21 protein-coding genes are annotated in these 19776 nt (G+C 49.8%); 12 read left to right on the forward strand and 9 right to left on the reverse strand.

Going from position 1 to position 19776, the window contains the following annotated elements; all coding sequences use genetic code 11:
- The first annotated feature begins 105 nt into the window (after positions 1-105).
- Positions 106-1086, forward strand: a complete 981-nt coding sequence (locus ACFSUS_RS08090) for a UDP-glucuronic acid decarboxylase family protein (RefSeq protein ID WP_381521392.1) — start codon at positions 106-108, stop codon at positions 1084-1086.
- 200 nt (positions 1087-1286) lie between these two features.
- Here the strand turns inward: ACFSUS_RS08090 and nspC are convergent, their stop codons facing one another.
- The 5 genes from nspC to ACFSUS_RS08115 all read right to left on the reverse strand — a co-directional run bounded on the left by nspC (position 1287) and on the right by ACFSUS_RS08115 (position 5901).
- Positions 1287-2438 carry a carboxynorspermidine decarboxylase gene (nspC, locus tag ACFSUS_RS08095; protein WP_381521394.1) on the reverse strand — a complete coding sequence of 384 codons (1152 nt, stop codon included), beginning with the start codon at positions 2436-2438 and terminating at the stop codon, positions 1287-1289.
- 17 nt (positions 2439-2455) lie between these two features.
- The gene (locus tag ACFSUS_RS08100) at positions 2456-2902 is read right to left on the reverse strand and encodes an energy transducer TonB (protein WP_381521396.1); all 447 of its coding nucleotides are present in this window, start codon (positions 2900-2902) and stop codon (positions 2456-2458) included.
- A gap of 181 nt (positions 2903-3083) precedes the next feature.
- Positions 3084-3917, reverse strand: a complete 834-nt coding sequence (locus tag ACFSUS_RS08105; protein ID WP_381521398.1) for an energy transducer TonB — start codon at positions 3915-3917, stop codon at positions 3084-3086.
- 33 nt (positions 3918-3950) lie between these two features.
- Positions 3951-4673, reverse strand: coding sequence for a hypothetical protein (locus ACFSUS_RS08110; RefSeq protein ID WP_381521400.1), 723 nt, complete (start codon positions 4671-4673; stop codon positions 3951-3953).
- 19 nt (positions 4674-4692) lie between these two features.
- Positions 4693-5901: a saccharopine dehydrogenase family protein gene (locus ACFSUS_RS08115; protein WP_381521402.1), complete on the reverse strand. Its 1209-nt coding sequence runs from the start codon at positions 5899-5901 to the stop codon at positions 4693-4695.
- A gap of 182 nt (positions 5902-6083) precedes the next feature.
- On the opposite strand from ACFSUS_RS08115, the gene ACFSUS_RS08120 reads away from it, so the two are divergent.
- The 3 genes from ACFSUS_RS08120 (at position 6084) to ACFSUS_RS08130 (ending at position 7888) form a co-directional block, all read left to right on the forward strand.
- Positions 6084-6515, forward strand: a complete 432-nt coding sequence (locus ACFSUS_RS08120) for a WapI family immunity protein (RefSeq protein WP_381521403.1) — start codon at positions 6084-6086, stop codon at positions 6513-6515.
- Between the two features lie 150 nt (positions 6516-6665).
- A complete protein-coding gene (locus tag ACFSUS_RS08125; protein WP_381521405.1) occupies positions 6666-7109 on the forward strand; it encodes a WapI family immunity protein in 444 nt (147 codons plus the stop codon).
- Positions 7110-7237: 128 nt separating this feature from the next.
- A complete protein-coding gene (locus tag ACFSUS_RS08130; RefSeq protein WP_381521407.1) occupies positions 7238-7888 on the forward strand; it encodes a TetR/AcrR family transcriptional regulator in 651 nt (216 codons plus the stop codon).
- Between the two features lie 69 nt (positions 7889-7957).
- Here ACFSUS_RS08130 and ACFSUS_RS08135 read toward each other — a convergent pair whose 3' ends face one another.
- Positions 7958-9253, reverse strand: coding sequence for an aminopeptidase P family protein (locus ACFSUS_RS08135; protein ID WP_381521409.1), 1296 nt, complete (start codon positions 9251-9253; stop codon positions 7958-7960).
- Between the two features lie 125 nt (positions 9254-9378).
- On the opposite strand from ACFSUS_RS08135, the gene ACFSUS_RS08140 reads away from it, so the two are divergent.
- From ACFSUS_RS08140 to ACFSUS_RS08165, 6 genes are all read left to right on the forward strand, one after another.
- Entirely contained in the window at positions 9379-10956 is a 1578-nt protein-coding gene (locus ACFSUS_RS08140; RefSeq protein WP_381521411.1) for a S8 family serine peptidase, read from the forward strand.
- 102 nt (positions 10957-11058) lie between these two features.
- Positions 11059-11826: a hypothetical protein gene (locus ACFSUS_RS08145; RefSeq protein WP_381521412.1), complete on the forward strand. Its 768-nt coding sequence runs from the start codon at positions 11059-11061 to the stop codon at positions 11824-11826.
- A gap of 67 nt (positions 11827-11893) precedes the next feature.
- A complete protein-coding gene (locus ACFSUS_RS08150) occupies positions 11894-12565 on the forward strand; it encodes a response regulator transcription factor (protein ID WP_381521414.1) in 672 nt (223 codons plus the stop codon).
- Complete coding sequence (locus ACFSUS_RS08155) at positions 12562-13860, forward strand: HAMP domain-containing sensor histidine kinase (RefSeq protein ID WP_381521415.1); 1299 nt, start codon at positions 12562-12564, stop codon at positions 13858-13860. The genes ACFSUS_RS08150 and ACFSUS_RS08155 overlap by 4 nt, the downstream gene beginning before the upstream one ends.
- A gap of 30 nt (positions 13861-13890) precedes the next feature.
- Entirely contained in the window at positions 13891-14262 is a 372-nt protein-coding gene (locus tag ACFSUS_RS08160) for a DMT family protein (protein ID WP_381521417.1), read from the forward strand.
- Positions 14256-15494 (forward strand): MFS transporter, encoded by a 1239-nt coding sequence (locus tag ACFSUS_RS08165; RefSeq protein WP_381521419.1) that lies wholly within the window; start codon positions 14256-14258, stop codon positions 15492-15494. The genes ACFSUS_RS08160 and ACFSUS_RS08165 overlap by 7 nt, the downstream gene beginning before the upstream one ends.
- On the opposite strand, the gene rfaD is transcribed toward ACFSUS_RS08165, so the two are convergent.
- A complete protein-coding gene (rfaD, locus tag ACFSUS_RS08170; RefSeq protein WP_381521420.1) occupies positions 15489-16454 on the reverse strand; it encodes an ADP-glyceromanno-heptose 6-epimerase in 966 nt (321 codons plus the stop codon). The two genes, ACFSUS_RS08165 and rfaD, sit on opposite strands and share 6 nt — an antisense overlap.
- A 268-nt stretch (positions 16455-16722) precedes the next feature.
- On the opposite strand from rfaD, the gene ACFSUS_RS08175 reads away from it, so the two are divergent.
- Positions 16723-17139: a 6-pyruvoyl trahydropterin synthase family protein gene (locus ACFSUS_RS08175; RefSeq protein ID WP_381521422.1), complete on the forward strand. Its 417-nt coding sequence runs from the start codon at positions 16723-16725 to the stop codon at positions 17137-17139.
- 16 nt (positions 17140-17155) lie between these two features.
- Positions 17156-18271: a lipid-A-disaccharide synthase gene (gene lpxB / locus ACFSUS_RS08180; RefSeq protein ID WP_381521423.1), complete on the forward strand. Its 1116-nt coding sequence runs from the start codon at positions 17156-17158 to the stop codon at positions 18269-18271.
- A 38-nt stretch (positions 18272-18309) separates the two neighbouring features.
- Here the strand turns inward: lpxB and map are convergent, their stop codons facing one another.
- Together map and ACFSUS_RS08190 are read right to left on the reverse strand one after the other, a co-directional pair.
- Positions 18310-19074, reverse strand: coding sequence for a type I methionyl aminopeptidase (gene map, locus ACFSUS_RS08185; protein ID WP_381521424.1), 765 nt, complete (start codon positions 19072-19074; stop codon positions 18310-18312).
- A 43-nt stretch (positions 19075-19117) separates the two neighbouring features.
- Positions 19118-19684, reverse strand: a complete 567-nt coding sequence (locus ACFSUS_RS08190; RefSeq protein ID WP_381521426.1) for a 1-acyl-sn-glycerol-3-phosphate acyltransferase — start codon at positions 19682-19684, stop codon at positions 19118-19120.
- Between the last annotated feature and the right edge of the window lie 92 nt (positions 19685-19776).

Below are 19776 nucleotides of genomic sequence, written 5' to 3' on the forward strand. Positions count from 1 at the left end.
CACAGAGGAACGGAGGTTCACACGGAGAACACAGAGACGATCTGATAATCTCTGCGACCTCCGTATGAACCTCCGTTCCTCTGTGTTTAAATTTTTTAAACGTATATGAAACGTGTACTCATTACCGGGGGAGCCGGTTTTTTAGGATCGCACCTGTGCGACCGATTCATCAAAGAGGGTTATCACGTCATTGCGATGGACAACCTGATCACAGGTGACATCCGTAATATCGAGCATCTTTTTCACCTGCCTAATTTCGAATTTTATCACCACGATGTTTCCAAGTTCATCCACGTACCGGGTGAGTTAGATTACATTCTGCATTTTGCATCGCCCGCCAGCCCAATCGACTACCTCAAAATTCCGATTCAGACGTTGAAGGTTGGTTCGTTAGGCATTCACAATTGTTTGGGACTGGCGCGGGTGAAAGGGGCACGCGTCCTGATCGCTTCGACATCGGAGGTCTACGGTGATCCGACGGTTCACCCGCAGAACGAAGAGTACTGGGGCAATGTCAACCCCGTTGGACCCCGTGGCGTTTACGACGAAGCCAAGCGGTTCCAGGAGGCTATGACCATGGCGTACCACACCTATCACGGGCTGGAGACGCGCATCGTTCGGATTTTCAATACGTATGGTCCTCGCATGCGCCTGAACGACGGTCGGGTGTTGCCAGCGTTCATTGGGCAGGCGTTGCGGGGCGAAGATCTCACCGTGTTTGGCGACGGTAGCCAGACCCGCTCGTTCTGCTATGTAGATGATCTGGTGGAAGGTATTTATCGCCTGTTACTAAGCGATCATCCGTATCCGGTCAACATTGGTAATCCGTCGGAGATTACTATTAAAGAGTTCGGCGAAGAAATCATCAAACTGACAGGTACGTCGCAGCAGCTTATCTTTAAAGATTTACCTAAAGATGATCCGAAGCAGCGGCAGCCTGATATCACAAAGGCAAAAGCCATACTAGGCTGGGAGCCACAGGTGTCGCGTGCCGAAGGGTTACGAATTACGTACGAATATTTTAAAAGCCTGCCCGAGGAGGAATTGTACCGGGCGGCTTATCACCGTGAATTTGTCAAGCAATAACTCCAACAAAGTTGCGGTTCAGAAAATCTTCGTAAATTTACATTCGTTACTGCCTTGTGCAGTACACCTTTAGCTGTCTGACAGAAACCTGCGAACTATATTGTACGCAGGTTTTTTGTTTATAAGGGCCAAGGGCGTGGGGGTAGGGGCTTAGGGTAATAAAGTGCGTTCCTGAACCCTTTGCCCCTAGCCCTACGCCCTTAACTTAGCCGGTCTTTAAAGCTTTCGTAACCGTAGGTTCTGACTAGCTGGAAGGTTTCGTCTTTTTTCCAGATCCCGATACTGGGCAGGTTTACCCCATTGAAGGTTGTCGTCTTCACCATTGTGTAGTGGATCATATCGTCGAACACGATCTTATCGCCAACGGCCAAAGGTTGATCAAAGGAATAATCGCCCATAAAATCGCCCGCCAGACAGGTCATACCCCCTAAACGATACGTTGGTTTACCCGCGACGGGCTCATGATACGCCCCAATGATACGCGGTTTGTAAGGCATTTCGAGCGTATCGGGCATGTGGGCCGCAAACGAGGTGTCGAGAATAGCTACGTCAATACCCTGGCTGTTCAGCACATCGAGTACCGTCGAGACCAGCACACCGGTTTGCCAGGCAATAGCCGAGCCAGGCTCCATAATGACATCGACATTGTACTTCTGCCGGAAGGCCGTTAGCAGGTTAATCAGGTGATTGGTGTCGTAACCTTCACGCGTCATTAAATGGCCTCCACCCAGGTTTACCCACTTGGCCTGGTGCAATAGGTCGCCGAAGCGGCTTTCCAAGGCTTCCAGGGTTCGTTCTAACGTGAACGAATCGTTTTCGCAAAGCGTGTGGAAGTGAATGCCTTCCAAACCTTCGGGCAACTGGTCCGGCAGTTGGTCGCGGGTGGCTCCAAGCCGCGAACCGGGCACGCAAGGGTTATACATGTCCGTCGCTACTTCCGAATATTGCGGATTGACGCGGATGCCGCAGGAGACGCCTTTGCCTGCCACCCGATCTTTGAACCGCTCCCATTGGCTCCAGGAGTTGAACGTTAGATGACTACTACGTTCGACAACCTCATCGAATTCGTCGTCACGATAGGCTGGAATGTACGAATGCGCTTTCACCCCCATGTAGTCATTGACTAGCTTGATCTCGTTAAGCGAGCTGGCTGTTGCCCCGCTCAGGTATTCGCGCACCAGCGGAAAGGCACTGAACATCGAGAAGCCTTTCAGGGCCAGAATGATGGTGACGCCAGCGGCTTTTTGGACGGAATCAATCAGTTCAAGGTTTCTGCGAAGTTTGGCTTCTTCCAGCACGAAGCAGGGCGAAGGAATGGTTGTATGTATGTGTTGCTCTAAGGTCGTATTCATACCACAAAGGTACGAAACTAACGGCCTTTGGCATGCGGATAGTCAAGGCCAAACAAGACTGGTAACGTATATTTAACTTTCAACAAACGCCCCGACTGACTGCCCGGTTTCCAGGACGGCATAGCCTTTATGACCCGCATGGCTTCTTCGTCGCAGCCAGAACCGAGGCCATGGACTAATTGAAAATCGGTAAGGCGACCATCTTTCTGGACAATAAATGAGACATACGATTTACCTTTTACATTGGCTTTTACGGCTTCTGAGGGGTATTTTACATTTTGTTTTAAGTAATCCCACATGGCCTGAATACCACCCGGAAACTCGGGTTGCTTCTCAACAATAGTAAAGACTTCGCGGTCCAGGTAATCATCAGATTGGGCTAAAGAGTTGATTGACGCAAATAGAAAGACGGTACTTACCGCTAAAAAGCAAAGGCATATTCGGTAGTGTAGATAGGTGTGCATTAGGTTAAAGTTTTGGTATGATAGGTTTTGTTGAGCAGTTGAGCATAGTCTCCAGACTATGCTCGGGCGTTATCCGGTCTCCGACCGGAATGTTTAGCTAATAATTCATACCAGTCAGAGACCGGATAACACTGGAACGTAGTCTGGAGACTACGTTCAACCGAGTAATTAATAGGCTTTATCACTCCAAAGCGATAGGCAAATTATACTTCACTCGAACGGGGCGTCCTGATTGCTTACCGGGTTTCCAATGGGGCATTTTCTGAATCACCCGAGTGGCTTCTTCATCGCAGCCAAAGCCGATACCTTTCAGCACTTGCACGTCGGTAAGGCTACCATCGGTGTTGATCACAAAACTGATATACACTTTACCTGAAACACCTGCCGAAGCCGCTGATTTGGGGTATTGTAGGTTCTTGGACAGAAAATTACGTAGGGCGTCCAGGCCACCGGGGTATTGGGGTTCCTGCTCGACACGGATAAAGATGTCTTCGGTTTTGGGGGCTACTTCAACGGCTCGTTCTTCGACGGTAGGCTCGGCTGCCTCAGGAGGAGCAATAACTTCAATGTCGCCTGTGCCTTCGGTAGTTTCCTGGCCTGAAGTGGCTTCAGCAAGTTCTTCGACAGTAGCAACAGGCATTTCTTCCGGGGCATCCATGACGACAACCGGCATTACGTTTTTAACAGTCGGATAGGCATTAGGTATCTCAACGGGCGGAATCGGCAAAGGCACTTTTTCTTCGGGCACGGATACGTCTTCGAGCTTAATTTCTTGCATAAATTCCGTCGCAGCAGCGACCGGGCGAAGTCGGTTGTACAGCATGGGGGCTAGAAGACCGAGTAAAAACAAACCGACGCCCAACCCTAAAGCGCGGGTGAGCGTCGGTTTGTAGTGTCGGCGCAGATCGAAGGCTCCATAAGCCTGATTGCGATCGGCAAAAATCAGTTCATCGAGCGTAAGCGCGGAAGCATCGGAGGAGTGCATGACCTTGTGCGGGTTTGGTTTGTACCGCATAGATGTCGGCTCCGACAGATTTCCATAAAAAGTTTACAAGCTGTCGTACTGTTTTACCAGTGTAATAGCATCGTTTTCCGTTTTCAGACTCAGCTTCTCCTGCTTGATAAACGACTTCAACGGCTCCTGCCGGTCGCTTAGCGCGTCGAGGAGCGACTTTTCGGAGAGCTTAACTTTTGAAAGCGTCTGATCGGGTTTGAGCACGTAATACGAATTGGCGTCGGCATAGGCGTCATAACGTACATCGGCGGAATAACCCCCTTTGTAATCCGCTTTTTTTAGGGTTTTCACCACGCGCTTCAGCAGCGCCGTTTTGCCTTCGTACAACACCAGAAAATAGCCTTCTTTCAGTTGGTCGTCTGTCGTTTTTATCATTGGATAACGACTAAATAGATACGATTGACCATCGGGGCTGGTCAGTAAAAATCGGGCTACGGTTGGGCGGGCAATGATAATCGAGTCGTTGCCCGACTTTGGTCGTAGCATGATTAACTCCTGTCGGTACGCATCAAACTTCAGCGGCACCTCCTTATACTGCCGACCATCGCGCAAACTCACCTGACCATTGCTCCAGCTAGTGAGCAGGTAAGGCGTTCCCTGCTGGCCTTCGTAGCGAGAATCGACCCGAAAAATGAGCGGTCCCGAGGCAGGCGTGTTCAAATTGTTGAGCCGCAGCGTAGCGGCTGGGTCTTCGGTTGTCTGACCCAGCGCTACGTTACTCATAGCTACTACTATTCCAACGAGAATACGTTTCATGGCACAGCAATGGTCTGGTCTAATACTCGTGCGGCAGAGGAATATCGACGCGTTCGTTAACGGGTAGCCCTTGTTTGTTCATCTGCTCAATGAATGGGTCTGGGTCCAGCTCTTCGCAGTTCCAGACGCCGGGCTTCATCCAGATACCTTTGAGCATCAGCATGGCGCCAATCATGGCCGGTACGCCGGTTGTGTAGCTCACGGCCTGGCCGCGAACCTCGCGATACGTTTCGGCATGGTCGCAGTTGTTCCAGATGAAATACGTCCGGTCGGCGCCGTCTTTAACGCCCTTAATCTGGCAGCCAATGCTCGTCTGACCCGTATAGTTTTCGCCTAATGTGTCTGGCGCTGGCAATACTGCCTTCAGGAATTCGAGTGGCACAATATCCAGACCCTGAAACTTAACCGGATCGATGCGGGTCATGCCCACGTTCTGCAACACCTCCAGGTGAGTTAGGTAAGCCTGACCGAAGGTCATCCAGAACCGCGCCCGTTTCAGCGTTGGGAAATTCTTAACCAGCGATTCTAACTCTTCGTGATACAACACGTACGATTCACGCGGACCAATTTCGGGGTAGTCGATGGGCTTGTGAATACTCATCGCCGGAATCTCTACCCACTCGCCATTTTCCCAATAGCGCCCTGGCTGCGTTATCTCCCGGATATTGATCTCAGGATTGAAATTAGTGGCAAAAGCTTTACCGTGGTTACCCGCGTTGCAATCAACGATGTCCAGATAGTCCATCCGGTCGAAGTGGTGCTTGTTGGCGTAAGCTGTAAACACCTGAGTTGCCCCTGGGTCGAAGCCGCAGCCCAAAAGCGCCATGAGTCCAGCCTGCTCAAACCGCTCTTTGTAAGCCCACTGCCAGCTGTACTCAAATTTCGCTACGTCTTTAGGCTCGTAGTTCGCCGTATCCATGTAGTGCACACCCGCTTCCAGACAGGCATCCATAATGGGCAGGTCCTGGTAAGGCAGCGCTACGTTAATCACTAATACCGGATTAAACGATCGAATCAGGGTCACCATGTCAGCAACGACATCGGCATCTACCTGAGCTGTTTGAATCGTTACCCCGTGCATTTCCTGAACTTCAGCCGCAATTCGATCGCACTTGGCTTTAGTGCGGCTGGCTAGCATAATATTCGTGAAGACATCGCTGTTCAGGGCGCATTTGTGCGCTACTACACTGCCTACTCCACCTGCTCCAATGATGAGCACATTTGCCATATAGTTTTTTCGTTGGTTCGTGATTCGTTTCGGCCGCAAAGATAGGGAAAGTCGGTAAGCTGGCGGGCCGGTCGGTACAATAGCGGGTAGACTATGGCAAAAAATGCGATAATGGCCGAAACGCTTGTCAAACAATTAGTTACTATATTAGTTATGTAGAGATAATCATCTCCTCAAGCGTTATGAAATTTTTATCTCCTTCTGGTTCGTTCGAACTATCAATAGTAGGATACGGTAAGAAAGAAACCAACTGGCGGGACCGTAATCGACTCCAATGTCGGTTTTCTACATTCTGGCGTCAGCAGCGCGACACGCAGTCGGCTCTTTTGCAAACCTGGGAAGTAAGTCGTTTACTGAATGGGCTGCAATCGTTGTGGAACAAGGCGACTAACCATATCACATTATCGTTTTCAGAGCCTGGCCTGAGTCTGGAAGCAACTGCTTTGTCTGATGACACCTACCGGGTTCAGATCCAGCTTGACCATGACCTGGCTCCTTCGTGGCATCCTTATCCCGATTTTCCGATGGAGATGAGTATGCTACTAAACCGAGCCCAACTACGGAAAGCGGTTCAGGATTTGTCAGGGCAGTTAGCCACTTATCCCGAACGCTAAGCGTATACATGAGACGACTAGTTTATTCCAAATTCAGACTTATTTCACGGGAATTTGTGTTTCTAGTTGTATGCCCCTATCTTTCTGACGTATATACATATCGTTTGCTTGGTTTTTAGCAAAACGCTATGCCAGCTGCTTTTTACTGATATGCTCCTTGTTGGCCAACGCAGTTTTTTTGAACTGAACATTCTGGATTATGAACACGCGCCGGACTCGTCTTCGTCGGCCGATCGTAATCTGTTGTGGGTAGCAGTTCGATCGGGTTGGCAACATCATCAGTCTACATCAACAGCGGCCATCTTGCATACGTACGAGATAGAAATGCTGATCAACTGGTTGCGGCATCTGTGCGCTACGGGGCGGCCTCTACCACGACTACTGTTCTCTGAGCCTTGCTTGAGTTTTGAGTGTTTGTCGGCCGACACCGACGAGTTTTTGTTGCAAGTTAAGTTAGCCTTCGAAATCGCGCCTGACTGGCACGACGACCCTTTCTCTCCCTTTTGGCTGCCTATAGTTGTCTCTAAGCGTAAGCTGGCAGAAGCTATTGATCAGTTGGCAGACCAGTTCCTCAAATTTCCGGTACGCCGGTAAGGTTACCACTTGGTAACACCGCCCACATTGCTCATATTTGTACCCAGACTATAATTTCGGTAGAGTTATTGTAGCCTATCAAAGCCCTGAGGCTTTAAGCACCTAATTTAAACGTAAAAAGAAAAGGTATGAAAGTCGTCAAGCGTAGAAACCGCCAGATGACCATGGAGCGTATTTTGCGTGCTATGGGAGAGGTCATGGCTGAGCGTGGCACCGAAAAAGCAGGCATCAATGCTGTTGCTGAGCGGGCTGGCGTTAACAAAGTACTGATCTACCGCTACTTCGGCGGATGGAATGGATTGTTGGAAGCGTATGTACAACGCGGCTTCTTCTTATCAATGTTTAATGAGAAGTTTCTCGAGTCGGTTCCCGAAAGCCTGCCTGTGGAAAATCGCAGCAAAGTATGGTCAGAATACACAATTCAGTTTATGCGTGAGTTTCGGGCCAGAAAACCATCGCAGGAATTGATACGATGGGAGATGACCCACGGCGAAACGGAACTGGCTCGGCGACTGGCCGAGTTCCGGGATCAATCGTACAAAAACCTGGTTACTAAATTAGCGCCCTATGATGATTTCGACCCGATTGCTATCACTAGTCTGATGGTTTCGGCGGTTACTCACCTTGTGCTCACTAGCAGCCAGCGTGATCATATTGTAGATATTGACTTACGGTCAGATGCCGGATGGGAGCGTATCGAAACCGCTATCCGACGCATTTATTCGAGTCTGAGCTTCGCCCTCGAACGTGAAGACGCTAAGAAACTGGAAGTAAAATAATGTATAATGTATGATATAGGGTGTATACATCTAGTAGATGGCTGTACATCCTATATCATACACCCTACACTACGTATTCATTAATTCTTCAATTTCATCGGCTTCGAGCGGAATGCCAGCCATTAAGTCGATATTGCCCGATTCGGTAATCAGCACATTGTTTTCCAGGCGGATACCCAGCTTCTCGTCGCGTATGTAAATACCCGGCTCAACGGTAAATACCATGCCCGGTTCCATTTTCCGGTACTTGTTGCCCACGTCGTGAACGTCAAGCCCCAGGAAGTGCGAGGTGCCGTGCATAAAGTATTTTTTGTACAAAGGCGTGTCGGGGTCTTGCTTAGCTACTTCATCGCGGTCGAGTAGGCCTAATCCGATCAGCTCCGATTCCATTACCTTGCCTACTTCGCGATGGTAGTCGTCCCACAGATTACCGGGTCGTAACATCTGTTTAGCCTCCTTCATGACACGTAGTACCGCATCATACACAGCCCGCTGCCGAGCCGTAAAGCGGCCATTTACGGGCACCGATCGGGTCATGTCGGCATTGTAGTTGGCGTATTCAGCACCCAGGTCGAGCAGAATCACATCGCCATCCTGACACTGCTGGCTGTTGTCAATATAATGCAGTACACAGGCATTCGCCCCTGACGCTATAATGGGTGAATAGGCCGCTCCCCGCGAACGATGACGTAGGAATTCGTGCATCATTTCGGCCTCGATTTCATATTCCCAGACGCCGGGTTTAATGAATCCTAACAGGCGTCGGAACATTTTGTCGGTGATGTCGATGGCCGTTTGGATAAGCTGCACTTCCTGAGCTTGCTTGATGGCGCGAAGGTGATGCATCAACGGGGCCAGCCGTTCTAGTTGATGCAATGGGTATTTCTGCCGAAACTCGTTGATAAAACGGGCATCACGCGTTTGGACATCGACAGTGGCCCGGGTGTGTTCGTTCGTGTTCAGGTAGACATGGTCGGCCTCGAATACCATCTGCTCAAAAATCTGTTCGAACTGATGGGTCCAGTAGATCTGTTTCTGAGGGATACCGGTAACCTGTTCGGCTTCGGCTTTCGTCAGTTTATGACCTTCCCAAATTTCGATAAGTTCGCTGGTTTCCCGTAGGAACAGAATCTCGCGAAACTTGGGATCGGGATGATCGGGAAATAAAACAAACCGCGTTTCTTCCTGGTCCACTCCGGTCAGGTAAAACAAATCGTTGTTCTGGCGAAAAGTCATGGTGCCGTCGGCATTCGTCGGCATAATATCGTTGGCATTCACCACTACCAACGATTTGGGTTTCAGCAGGGCCGTGAGCCGCTGACGGTTTTGAACGAAAAGCTGATTGTCGATTGGTAAATAGCGCATACAGCGGAGTGTTGAGGCTGCGTTTCTGATTAAGTTTGCAAAGAAAACCAAAAGCCACAAGAGTTTTTTAGCGTTTACGTGTTTAGGTTTTTACGTGACACCTCTAAAATTAGGATAACTCGTTCATGACCATCCGCCTGACTTTTCTGTTTTGCTTCATCACGCTGGCCGGTACGGCTCAACAGGGCACGACTACGCCATACCTAAGTAGCGAAACGGCTGCCTTATCGAAGTATTGGATTTTATTTGACAGTAAAGATCAAACCTCGTCCCCCGCTTTATCACAGCAAGCTTATGAACGGCGGCAGATGCAAAATTTATCAGTCGATGAGTTAGACCGGCCTGTATCAACAGCCTATTTAAGCCGGTTAAAGCAGGTTGGCGTTGAGCCGATCTGCCAGTCGCGCTGGCTCAACGCCGTATCGGCCCGACTAACAACTACGCAGTGCGCAACGGTTTTAGCCATGCCCTTCGTGAAAGCAATTCAGCCCATAGATCCAAGCATTGTCATTACGTCGGTTGGTGTTCCCAATGGTTCATCAGAGGCTCAGCTCGCTCCTGTTATGACGCAGATTCAGGCGCCCGACTTTGCTCAGGCCGGCTTAACGGGGCGGTTTGTAACCATCGGTGTCATCGATGCCGGGTTTTTCGGCGCTGATTCGGCGAACGCGTTGAAGCATATCTTTGTCCGGGAGGGCGTTAAGCAGGTGCGTGATTACGTCAACGATAAAAAAACGCACGGAAACCTGTTTCATACCCTTGAAACCTTTTCTGACACGCATGGCACCGAAGTGCTGGCGGCCATTGCAGGAAGTGACCCAATCGATAACATTCAATACGGACTAGCGACCGACGCTACGTTTTATCTGGCTCGTACGGATCAGGGTAACAAAGAGTTCAGGGGCGAAGAAGACAATTGGGTGGCGGCTATGGAATGGATGGACAGCCTTGGTGTGCGGCTCATTAATACGTCGTTGGGATACGCGAAAGGCATGAGTAATCCTAAAGAAAACTATGAACCCGGTCAGATGGACGGTCACACAAGCCTGATTAGTCGGGCCGCGCAGATTGCTGCCGATAAGAAAGGTATTTTAATTATTGTGTCAGCCGGTAACGAGGGTGATGACCGCTCCTGGCGCATCATCAGCACCCCCGCCGACGCTCAGGGCGTGCTGGCCATTGGCGCTACCAACAACCGCCTGTGGAACCGAATTGGCTACAGCAGTATAGGACCCGAAAGCTTACCGTATCTGAAGCCCAATGTATCGTGTTTCTCGCTCTATGGCACCTCGTTATCGGCACCGGTGATCACTGGCTTTGCCGCCTGCCTGATGCAGGCCAATCCGAAGCTGACGAACAAGCAACTGATGGAGATTATCGAAAAGTCATCTCACCTGTATCCCTACGGAAACAACTACGTTGGCTATGGCGTACCGCAGGCATCACGGGCCATTGCTATGCTACGCAACCAACCCATACCGACCACGGCTCGGTCAGTAAAGGCAACGGGTAAGTCCTTTGTATTGCCCGTTACTACTAATGAGCCACTCATTTCTGTTTTTCATAAGAAAGACGCTACGCACGTTCTGCAGCAGGAAGCAACTAAAGTAGCCGGGGGGAAATTAACCCTGCGCCGGGCGACTAATGAGAAACGAACGACGGTGGATTTGAAGAAAGAAGTAATCGAAGTATTTTGGGAATAGCGTCGGTTGGTGGTATGAAGAAAAATTAATTTTGATTTCAGATTGACCACAGACGGCCGTTCTACTTTTGCTTCCGTAATCAACACTAAACAACAATTGACTATGGAAACGAACGCAAAAGTAATTTGCATGGCCCTATTAGGCATGGGATTATGGAATGTTACGCTGCAAGCGCAACCTGTCCCACCGATACCCCCTAATGCTTCTGTTTTGGCGGGCCCAACGCCACCACTGCCTGGTCAGGGCGAGCCGCTCGACCAGCCTGTTCCGCCTGGCCCTCAGGGCAGACGAGGGCCAAAGCCAGGGGCGTTAATACCTCTAACAACGATAACAGGAGCTGTGCAGCAGCTATCCACCAATGATGACTTTGTTTTCGATGGGTTTATGCTCAACGCCGGCAGTGGAATCGTAACGGTGAAATTTCCGCCCCATCTTGGTCAGCAGATACAAAAATTAGTTAAGACAGGTACTACCGTCAGTGTAACTGGTACTGCTGAGACTAGCCCCCGTGGCGAATCTACTTTTCACATGAATAGCCTGACTGCCGGAAAAACAACGGTGCTCGATGCTCCACCGACCGAGCCGGTAACACCACCCGTAGAAACGTTAACAAACGTATCCGGAAAAATTACGGACTATCGGGTAGATCGTGAAGGGCGGGTTAACGGCTTCGTGCTGGATGATAAAACGGTGATTCGGGTGCCGGGACATGCGGCCTATCAGCTGACTAATCTGGCTACAAAAGGCACGTCGATCTCGGTACAGGGATATCCGAAAACCATCCGGAATGGGCAGGTGCAATTGGAAAAAGTAAACATTGTACGGGCGTCGGTTGTCACAATCAACGGTCAGCAATATCTGGTTCGTTAACTTCAGAAGTGAAAGGGCTAATGTTCTACAAACAAAATGCCCTTTCACTTCGTCTACTTTCGCTGCTGTGAAAATTCTCGTTATTGAAGATGAACGTAAACTTGCCCGGTTCATTAAACAGGGACTGGAACAACACGGTCACGTAGCTGATCTGACTCACTCCGGCTCTGAAGGGCTGGAGCACCTTGCCGGAGGTTTGTATGACCTGGTGCTGCTCGATCTGATGCTGCCGGGGCAAACTGGCTTTGAGGTGTTACAGAATCTGCGGGCGTTCGGACTGACCGTACCGGTTATGATTTTGTCGGCACTCAGCGAACCCGAAAAAGTTGTACAGGGGCTGGACTTGGGAGCGGTTGATTACCTGCGGAAACCGTTTGATTTTGGCGAATTGCTGGCCCGAATCAGAGTCCTTCAACGTCGGACAACTACCAGCGATGCGGTTGATCTGGAGGTGGCTGACCTAAACATGCGCCTGGTTTTACATGAGGTCTGGAAAGCAGGTACGCTGCTGGAGTTGACTAATCGTGAGTTTGCCCTGCTCGAACTGCTTATGCGCCGGGCCGGGCAGCTGGTGACCCGGAACGAGATTGCCGAAAAAGTCTGGTCGGCAGATTACGATATGGGTAGTAATGTTATCGAGGTGCATGTGTATCAGTTACGTAAAAAACTAGATGCCGTGGGTAAAACGGGGTTAATCGAAACCCTTGTCGGTCGGGGGTACCGACTTAAAAAGGAATGAGTCTGCGGAGTCGCATTGTGCTGGCGGTTGCGGCCGTTTTTGCAACGATCAGCCTGCTAACAGGGTGGCTGATGCTCAACCGGGCCGAAACAAGCCTGCGCACCGCCTTCGACCGGGCTGTACAAACTCGGGCAAACTGGCTTTTATCGCTTGTCAGCGTCGACCCGGTAGTGGTTTCGTTGCCTGCTGAAACCGAGCAGATGCGCGTGGTTTATGAGGCCTATGGCCATAAACGAGAGCTGTTTCGCAGTCCCGGTTTCCCCGATACACTTACTTCGGCCCGCCGTTCTTATGCCCCCATGTATCGAGTTATGACCGTGCAGGCGACCCGCGAACAGATTCCTGATGGTCGTGTCTCGTTGACGCTTGCTGTACCCGCTCAGAGCCTGGCGCAGGACATTGGTCAGTTGCGATGGCTCTTCGGTGTAGGTTGGCTAGGGAGTTTGTTGCTAGCCTGTTTAGGAGGGTATATTGTGGCGGGGTGGTTACTGACGCCTATCCAAAACATCGTCCGGCAGGCTGACCAGATTAGTAATGCTACGTCTATTGATCCAATTGCGTTGCCTCGTAGCCAGGATGAAATTTATCAGTTAACGGATTCGCTTAACCTCATGCTGGCCCGTATCCGGGAGAGCGCCGAGTTACAGCGGAATTTCTTCGGAGCGGCTGCCCATGAACTCAGAACACCATTAGCAGTGATGAAAACAGGGCTCGAAGTGACCCTCAATAGCGGTAAAGCTGGAGAAGCCATAAGGCCTTTTTTAACCGGTCAGTTAGACGAAGTAAGCCGACTTGCGCGGTTACTCGACGAATTTTTAACGTTAAGCCGCCCCGATACCGACACACCAACTCTCCGGAACGACGAGATAGACATCCCCCACCTGGTTGAGACTTGTGTCGCTCAATTAGTTACATTAACCACCGACTATGGTGTATACATAAAAATAACAGGTAAAACTATGGGCCCATCCATACGGACCGATGCCATCAAACTGGAACACGTGCTGCTGAATCTGATGGAAAATGCGATCAAGTATGCTGCGCCGGGTAGCACTATCAGGGTACAAACGCATTATGATACCGATTGGATTATCCAGGTTCAAAACCGGACCGTTCGCGAAACGGGCCCTACGCTCGATCTGCTGCAGCCGTATTTTCAGGCAGATCCACTCCGTGAAGGGCATGGGCTTGGTTTATGGATCAGTCATCGTCTGACTAGATTGATTGGTGGACGCTTACGGCTTGACTGGCAAACTTTTACGTTTATCAGCGAGTTAGCGTTGCCAGTCAGCTAATCTTTCAAAAATTTACAGTAACGAAACACTATGAAAGCCATCTATTGCATTGCCCTGCTCACGCTGTCCAATTTTTTTATGACCCTGGCCTGGTACGGTCATCTACAGTTTAAACAATACCCGGCCATAGCCAAACTATCCTTGTTTGGGGTTATCATACTCAGTTGGGGATTGGCGTTCTTTGAATATATATTTCAGGTTCCGGCCAATCGGATTGGTTCTGACGAGACCGGCGGACCATTTACCCTTTTTCAGCTAAAAACAGTACAGGAGGCCGTTTCGCTAACTGTCTTTACCCTTGTCACGGTGTTTATCTTTAAAACGGATAAGCTGGCCTGGAATCATTTAGTTGGCTTCTTCTTTATTGTTCTGGCGGTCTTTTTCATCTTCAAAAAATGGTAGGTGTTCAGACCGGCGCTGAAACGCGCCAGCCATCAGAAACTAGCCTGAAAGCGCTCGATTGGGCCAATTTCTTCCTGGCAGATGTGCGAGACGGACTTGGGCCTTATCTGTCTATTTATTTGCTTACCGCTCAACACTGGAGCGCGCAGAACATTGGCCTGGCCATGTCCATTATGGGGATTTCGACCGTAGTGGCTCAAACACCCGCTGGGGCTCTTGTTGACCGCACCTCCCGGAAGCGGTTGTACTCTATTCTGGCTTCCTTACTGATTGCCAGTGCGTCGTTGCTGACGATCGTCCTGCCAACCTTTGGCATAATCATTGGCGGGCAGATAGCAATGGGCGTAGCGGCTGCCTGGTTCACGCCGGCCATTGCAGCTCTTACGCTTGGTTTAGTAGGCCATCGTAAGTTTGACGGTCGCGTTGGCCGAAACGAAACGTTTAACCATGCTGGCAATGTCTTTGCCGCGCTGATGGCTGGTTTAATTGGGTACTACGTGAGTACCAAAGGCATTTTTGTGTTGCTGGCCGTGATGTCGCTTGTGAGTAGTGCCACAATTTGGCGTATTCGGGAAGAAGATATCGATCATGAACTTGCCCGGGGCTGCGACGCAAAAGCCGAGGGAGAAAACCCAAAGGGCTGGCAGGCGATTTTGGGCGATCGAGTAATTATCCTTTTTGCGCTGGCCTGTGTGTTGTTTCATTTCGCCAACGCGGCTATGTTACCATTACTTGGGCAGCGATTGGCCGAAGGCAATGCTGCCGGTGCATCATCGGCTTATATGTCGGCCTGTATCATTGTGGCGCAGGTCGTAATGGTACCGGTCAGTAACTGGGCCGGTAAGCTGGCCCCCCGGGGACGAAAGCAGTTATTACTCGTTGGTTTTGCCGTGTTACCTATCAGAGGGATACTTTACACGCTAACTAACCACCCCGATCTGCTGATTGCCATCCAGGTGCTGGACGGTATCGGTGCGGGTATCTTCGGGGTTATGTCTGTGCTTGTGGTTGCCGATCTGACTCAGGGTAGTGGTTTGTTTAATACGACCCAGGGCGCCATTGCTACCGCCGTTGGGCTGGGGGCCTCGCTGAGTAATGCGTTTGCGGGAGGGATCGTGCAGCGGCTTGGCTACAATGCTGCTTTTCTGGCACTGGGTGCCATAGCATTAGTCGCTTTGCTGGTACTTTGGTTTTTCGTGCCCGAAACAAACAAATCAGATCGGCCCTTATAAATACGCGCCTTTCATCAGGTAGTTTCCTACATAGTCCGCAATACCATCTTCCAGCGAAGTAAATGGCCGCTCATAGCCGATAGACCGTAGTTTGGCCATATTAGCCTGAGTGAAGTACTGGTATTTGTCGCGTATGTCGGCGGGAGTATCAACGAAATCAATTTGAGGAGCCTGGCCCATGGCCTGAAAGGTGAGCGTTGCCAGGTCGTGGAAGGTGCGAGCTTTGCCGCTGCCCAGATTGTAAATGCCGGAGTTGCGCCGATGATGCATAAGAAACGAGCAGACGTCCACTACGTCCTTTACGTAAACAAAATCGCGCATCTGTTCGCCGTCGGCAAAGTCAGGGTTGTGCGACCGGAACAGCTTCATGTAGCCCGACTGACAAATCTGATTGTAGGCGTGGAAAATGACGGAAGCCATCCGGTCTTTATGGTACTCGTTGGGGCCGTATACGTTGAAAAACTTCAGCCCCGCCCAGAAGAAAGGTTTTCGTTCCTGCTCCAGCGCCCAGATATCAAACTCATTTTTAGACTCACCGTACGGATTCAGAGGCTTCAACTGAGGAATGACTGATTCATTGTCGTCGTACCCAAACTCACCCAGGCCGTAAGTTGCTGCCGATGACGCATATACGAGGGGGATTTGGTATTCGATACAGCGGTACCAGATTTGCTTGGAGTACTCGACATTCAGGTGCTCAAAAATCTGTCGGTCCTGCTCGGTAGTGTCAGTGCGGGCACCAATGTGAAATATAAACTCAACTTCCTGATAATTCTGGCTGAGCCAGTCGAAAAACACTTCGCGGTCGACCCGTTCCTGAATACGTTTTCCGGTGAGGTTGGCTTCTTTACGAGGGTCAGAAAAGTCATCGACAGCGATGATAAAATTGAAATTTTCCTGATTCAACTTGCTGATTAAACAGCTTCCGATAAAACCGGCTGCCCCCGTAACGATGATCATAAATTGGTAGTCGTAAAGGTGTTGGTTTCGATAAAGAGGTAATAATCAGGTATAATCAAATGAAATTGGCTGTAAAGATACGGCTTTTAAACCTGACAATCGACTAGCGTTTTTAGTGATTAATTTGTATTTTTCTTATAAAGCAATTGCCAGTTCTGTATACGGAGTAGACCGAACATGGTTTTATCCTGGTTAAAGATTTTGTACCTTTGTGCCCTGTTTTTTCAACCCCGGCGTTTCTGGCAACCGCCCTATCTAAACCAGAAAAATGGTCTATATTAATAGAATTGAACACTTTAACGCGGCCCACCGGCTTTATAATCCAGCCTGGTCGGAGGAGCGTAACAAAGAAGTTTTTGGCCCCTGCGCCAATATGAACTGGCATGGCCACAACTTCGAACTAATTGTAACGGTCAAGGGTGAACCTGATCCTGATACTGGATTCGTCATTGATCTAAAAGTACTGGGTGAGATCATCAAGCGCGAAGTCATCGAAAAGGTTGATCATAAGAACCTGAACCTGGATGTTGACTTCATGCAGGGCAAAATGGCCAGTTGTGAAATCTTCATCATGGAAATCTGGAAGATTCTGGAGCGGGCCTTGGCACCCGTTACGGAAGCCCATTTGCACCAGCTCCGGCTTTACGAAACCCCCAAGAATTTTGTCGATTATTTTGGTGAGTAGTCACCAATGGTCATCCATGACGTATTACTTAATAGCCGGTGAACGCTCCGGTGATCTACACGGGGCCAATCTAATCCGGGCCATTCGCCAGCATGACCCGGCCGCTCATTGCCGGGCTTATGGAGGTGAGCAGATGGAAGCGGCCGGGGCTACCTTGGTTCGGCATTACCGCGATATGGCGTTCATGGGGTTTCTGGAGGTGGTCAAAAATCTGGGCACGATTCGCAAGATAATGAATGAGTGCCAGGCCGACTTACTGGCGAACCGACCAGATGCGCTTATTCTGATCGATTACGCTGGCTTCAATTTGCGCATGGCCCGTTTTGCCAAAAAACACGGCATTCGGGTGTTCTATTATATCTCGCCCAAAGTATGGGCCTGGAACCAACGACGGGCTCTCAAGATCAAGGCGAATGTCGATCGACTATTTACGATTCTACCCTTTGAGACCGATTTTTTTGCTACGTATGATTACAACGTTGAGTACGTAGGTAACCCATTGCTCGACGCCCTTGCGGAGTTTAAACCCGATGCGTCGTTCCGACGGAAACTAGGTATCGACGAGCGTCCGGTGATCGCTTTATTGCCAGGAAGCCGTCGTCAGGAGATTATAGCTATACTGCCCACTATGCTGGCTGCTACCCGTCAGTTTCCGGGTTATCAGTTTGTTGTGGGCACGGTCAGTAATTTGCCAGATGCATTGTATGACAGCTTATTCGCTGATCATGCTGACATAAAGCGAGTCAGCGATGCCGCTTATGATTTATTACATATATCGACGGCTGCATTAGTGACCTCGGGCACGGCTACGTTAGAAACTGCCCTTCTGAATGTACCGCAGGTGGTGTGTTATAAAACAACGTTTGTGTCCTACGCCATTGCCAAACGCCTGATTGCGGTGCCATTCATTTCGCTGGTCAACCTGATTGCGGACCGGGAGGTGGTTAAAGAGCTAATTCAGAATGACCTGACTCCCGAGCAGACTGTCGCTGAGCTAAAAGCTATTTTACCTGATGGAGCGCGTCGGGATGCTGTATTAGCCGGTTACGCTGAGGTGCAAGAAAAAATGGGTGGTCCGGGCGCATCTGAGCGGGCTGGACGACTGATGGTAGAAGCGCTACAAAACGCTTAGCCTCACAATGTAACAATTAGGATTTGGCCGGAGCAGGATTAAGCCCAAATCTCGTTTGCTGCGGTTAAAACGACAGGTTGGTTATCCGTCACCATAATCGTGTGTTCATGCTGGGCAACGTAACTACCATCCCGCGTTACGAAGGTCCAGCCGTCACCTTTCTCCTGGGCATACATAGCCCGGGTTGAAATAAAGGTTTCGATGGCTACAACCGAGTTTTTCCGGAAACGGGTCTTGTTATAGCGGTCATAATAGCACAGAATTTCGGTCGGCTCTTCGTGCAAACTCCTTCCTACGCCGTGGCCGGCTAAATTCTTGATCACCTTATAGCCTGACCGCCTGGCTTCCGTTTCGATCAGTCGTCCAATGTCGGCAATCTTAACGCCCCCTCGTATCTGGTTGATCGCTTTCTTCAGGATAAGCCTGGAGGCTTCGACCAGCGAACTATGTCTGTTTATATCATTGCCAAGTATAAGTGAGCCACCGTTGTCGGCCCAAAAGCCATTTAATTCGGCTGATACGTCAATATTAATCAGGTCACCTTCTTTCAACACCGTTGAACTTGAAGGTATGCCGTGGGCGATTTCATTATTTACGCTAATGCAGGTCCATCCCGGAAAGCCATACGTGAGCTTAGGCGCTGATTTGGCTCCAAGTTGCTGCAGTATTTGTCCACCAAACTCATCGAGTTCTTTGGTTGTCATACCCGGCTGAGCGTGCTCTCTCATTTGTTTGAGTGTTGTAGCCACCGCTTCGCTAACCTGCTTTATACCTAGAAACTCAATGTGTGATGTAATGGACATGATTCTATAAGATTTGCAGCGTAAATTAATTCGCTCAATACCGTCACTCGATTACGCCCGTCTTTTCCCAGTTTTTGAGCCAGTCTTTCTTAACGCCCTGAACTTGAGAGAAAAATTGATAAAACGGAAGCATGTCGCGCTCGTAATTGCCTGTAACGTAGAGCGGTTCGCTCAGGATAACGAGCTTACGAGGCCAATCAAAGCCGACCAGGATTAGGGGAACATTAGCTTTTAACGCAATGTAATAAAAGCCCGTCTTAAGCTTAGATACATTACTGCGAGTACCTTCGGGTGCGATACAGATATGAAGCCGCTCACTTTGGTTGAATACTTCGGCCTGTGCGTCAACCAGATTACGCGACTTATCGCGGTATACGGGTATTCCGCCCAGTAACCGGAATAACCAGCCTGCATACCATGTAAAGAGTGTGCTCTTGGCAAGAAACTGAATCCAGATATGAATGGTCGGGCGGATGCCTAAGCCAATTGGAAAATCCCAATTAGTACTGTGTGGAGCTACAACCCAAATCGCTTTTGGGACGGTGGGAACGGGACCAACTACCCGCCAGCCCCAAATTTTGAACAACCAACGGGTAAGGGCACCAAGCATTGCAACAAACAGTTAACAGTTATCAGCGAACAGAAAAGCAACTGCTTACTGATAACTGTTCGCTGATGACGGAATTAATATTTACGGTCTTT

The sequence above is a fragment of the Spirosoma soli genome, from assembly GCF_042684525.1.
GTDB lineage: Bacteria > Bacteroidota > Bacteroidia > Cytophagales > Spirosomataceae > Spirosoma > Spirosoma soli.

Bases quoted from the DNA above. Each gene is read 5' to 3' on its own strand.
- ACFSUS_RS08125 (WP_381521405.1), top strand. From the start codon at position 6,666: ATGCTCCTTGTTGGCCAACGCAGTTTTTTTGAACTGAACATTCTGGAT.
- ACFSUS_RS08190 (WP_381521426.1), bottom strand. From the start codon at position 19,684: ATGCTTGGTGCCCTTACCCGTTGGTTGTTCAAAATTTGGGGCTGGCGG.
- ACFSUS_RS08155 (WP_381521415.1), top strand. From the start codon at position 12,562: ATGAGTCTGCGGAGTCGCATTGTGCTGGCGGTTGCGGCCGTTTTTGCA.
- ACFSUS_RS08160 (WP_381521417.1), top strand. From the start codon at position 13,891: ATGAAAGCCATCTATTGCATTGCCCTGCTCACGCTGTCCAATTTTTTT.
- ACFSUS_RS08100 (WP_381521396.1), bottom strand. From the start codon at position 2,902: ATGCACACCTATCTACACTACCGAATATGCCTTTGCTTTTTAGCGGTA.
- ACFSUS_RS08115 (WP_381521402.1), bottom strand. From the start codon at position 5,901: ATGGCAAATGTGCTCATCATTGGAGCAGGTGGAGTAGGCAGTGTAGTA.
- rfaD (WP_381521420.1), bottom strand. From the start codon at position 16,454: ATGATCATCGTTACGGGGGCAGCCGGTTTTATCGGAAGCTGTTTAATC.
- ACFSUS_RS08130 (WP_381521407.1), top strand. From the start codon at position 7,238: ATGAAAGTCGTCAAGCGTAGAAACCGCCAGATGACCATGGAGCGTATT.
- ACFSUS_RS08140 (WP_381521411.1), top strand. From the start codon at position 9,379: ATGACCATCCGCCTGACTTTTCTGTTTTGCTTCATCACGCTGGCCGGT.
- ACFSUS_RS08110 (WP_381521400.1), bottom strand. From the start codon at position 4,673: ATGAAACGTATTCTCGTTGGAATAGTAGTAGCTATGAGTAACGTAGCG.
- ACFSUS_RS08165 (WP_381521419.1), top strand. From the start codon at position 14,256: ATGGTAGGTGTTCAGACCGGCGCTGAAACGCGCCAGCCATCAGAAACT.
- ACFSUS_RS08145 (WP_381521412.1), top strand. From the start codon at position 11,059: ATGGAAACGAACGCAAAAGTAATTTGCATGGCCCTATTAGGCATGGGA.
- ACFSUS_RS08090 (WP_381521392.1), top strand. From the start codon at position 106: ATGAAACGTGTACTCATTACCGGGGGAGCCGGTTTTTTAGGATCGCAC.
- lpxB (WP_381521423.1), top strand. From the start codon at position 17,156: ATGACGTATTACTTAATAGCCGGTGAACGCTCCGGTGATCTACACGGG.
- ACFSUS_RS08175 (WP_381521422.1), top strand. From the start codon at position 16,723: ATGGTCTATATTAATAGAATTGAACACTTTAACGCGGCCCACCGGCTT.
- map (WP_381521424.1), bottom strand. From the start codon at position 19,074: ATGTCCATTACATCACACATTGAGTTTCTAGGTATAAAGCAGGTTAGC.
- ACFSUS_RS08120 (WP_381521403.1), top strand. From the start codon at position 6,084: ATGAAATTTTTATCTCCTTCTGGTTCGTTCGAACTATCAATAGTAGGA.
- nspC (WP_381521394.1), bottom strand. From the start codon at position 2,438: ATGAATACGACCTTAGAGCAACACATACATACAACCATTCCTTCGCCC.
- ACFSUS_RS08105 (WP_381521398.1), bottom strand. From the start codon at position 3,917: ATGCGGTACAAACCAAACCCGCACAAGGTCATGCACTCCTCCGATGCT.
- ACFSUS_RS08135 (WP_381521409.1), bottom strand. From the start codon at position 9,253: ATGCGCTATTTACCAATCGACAATCAGCTTTTCGTTCAAAACCGTCAG.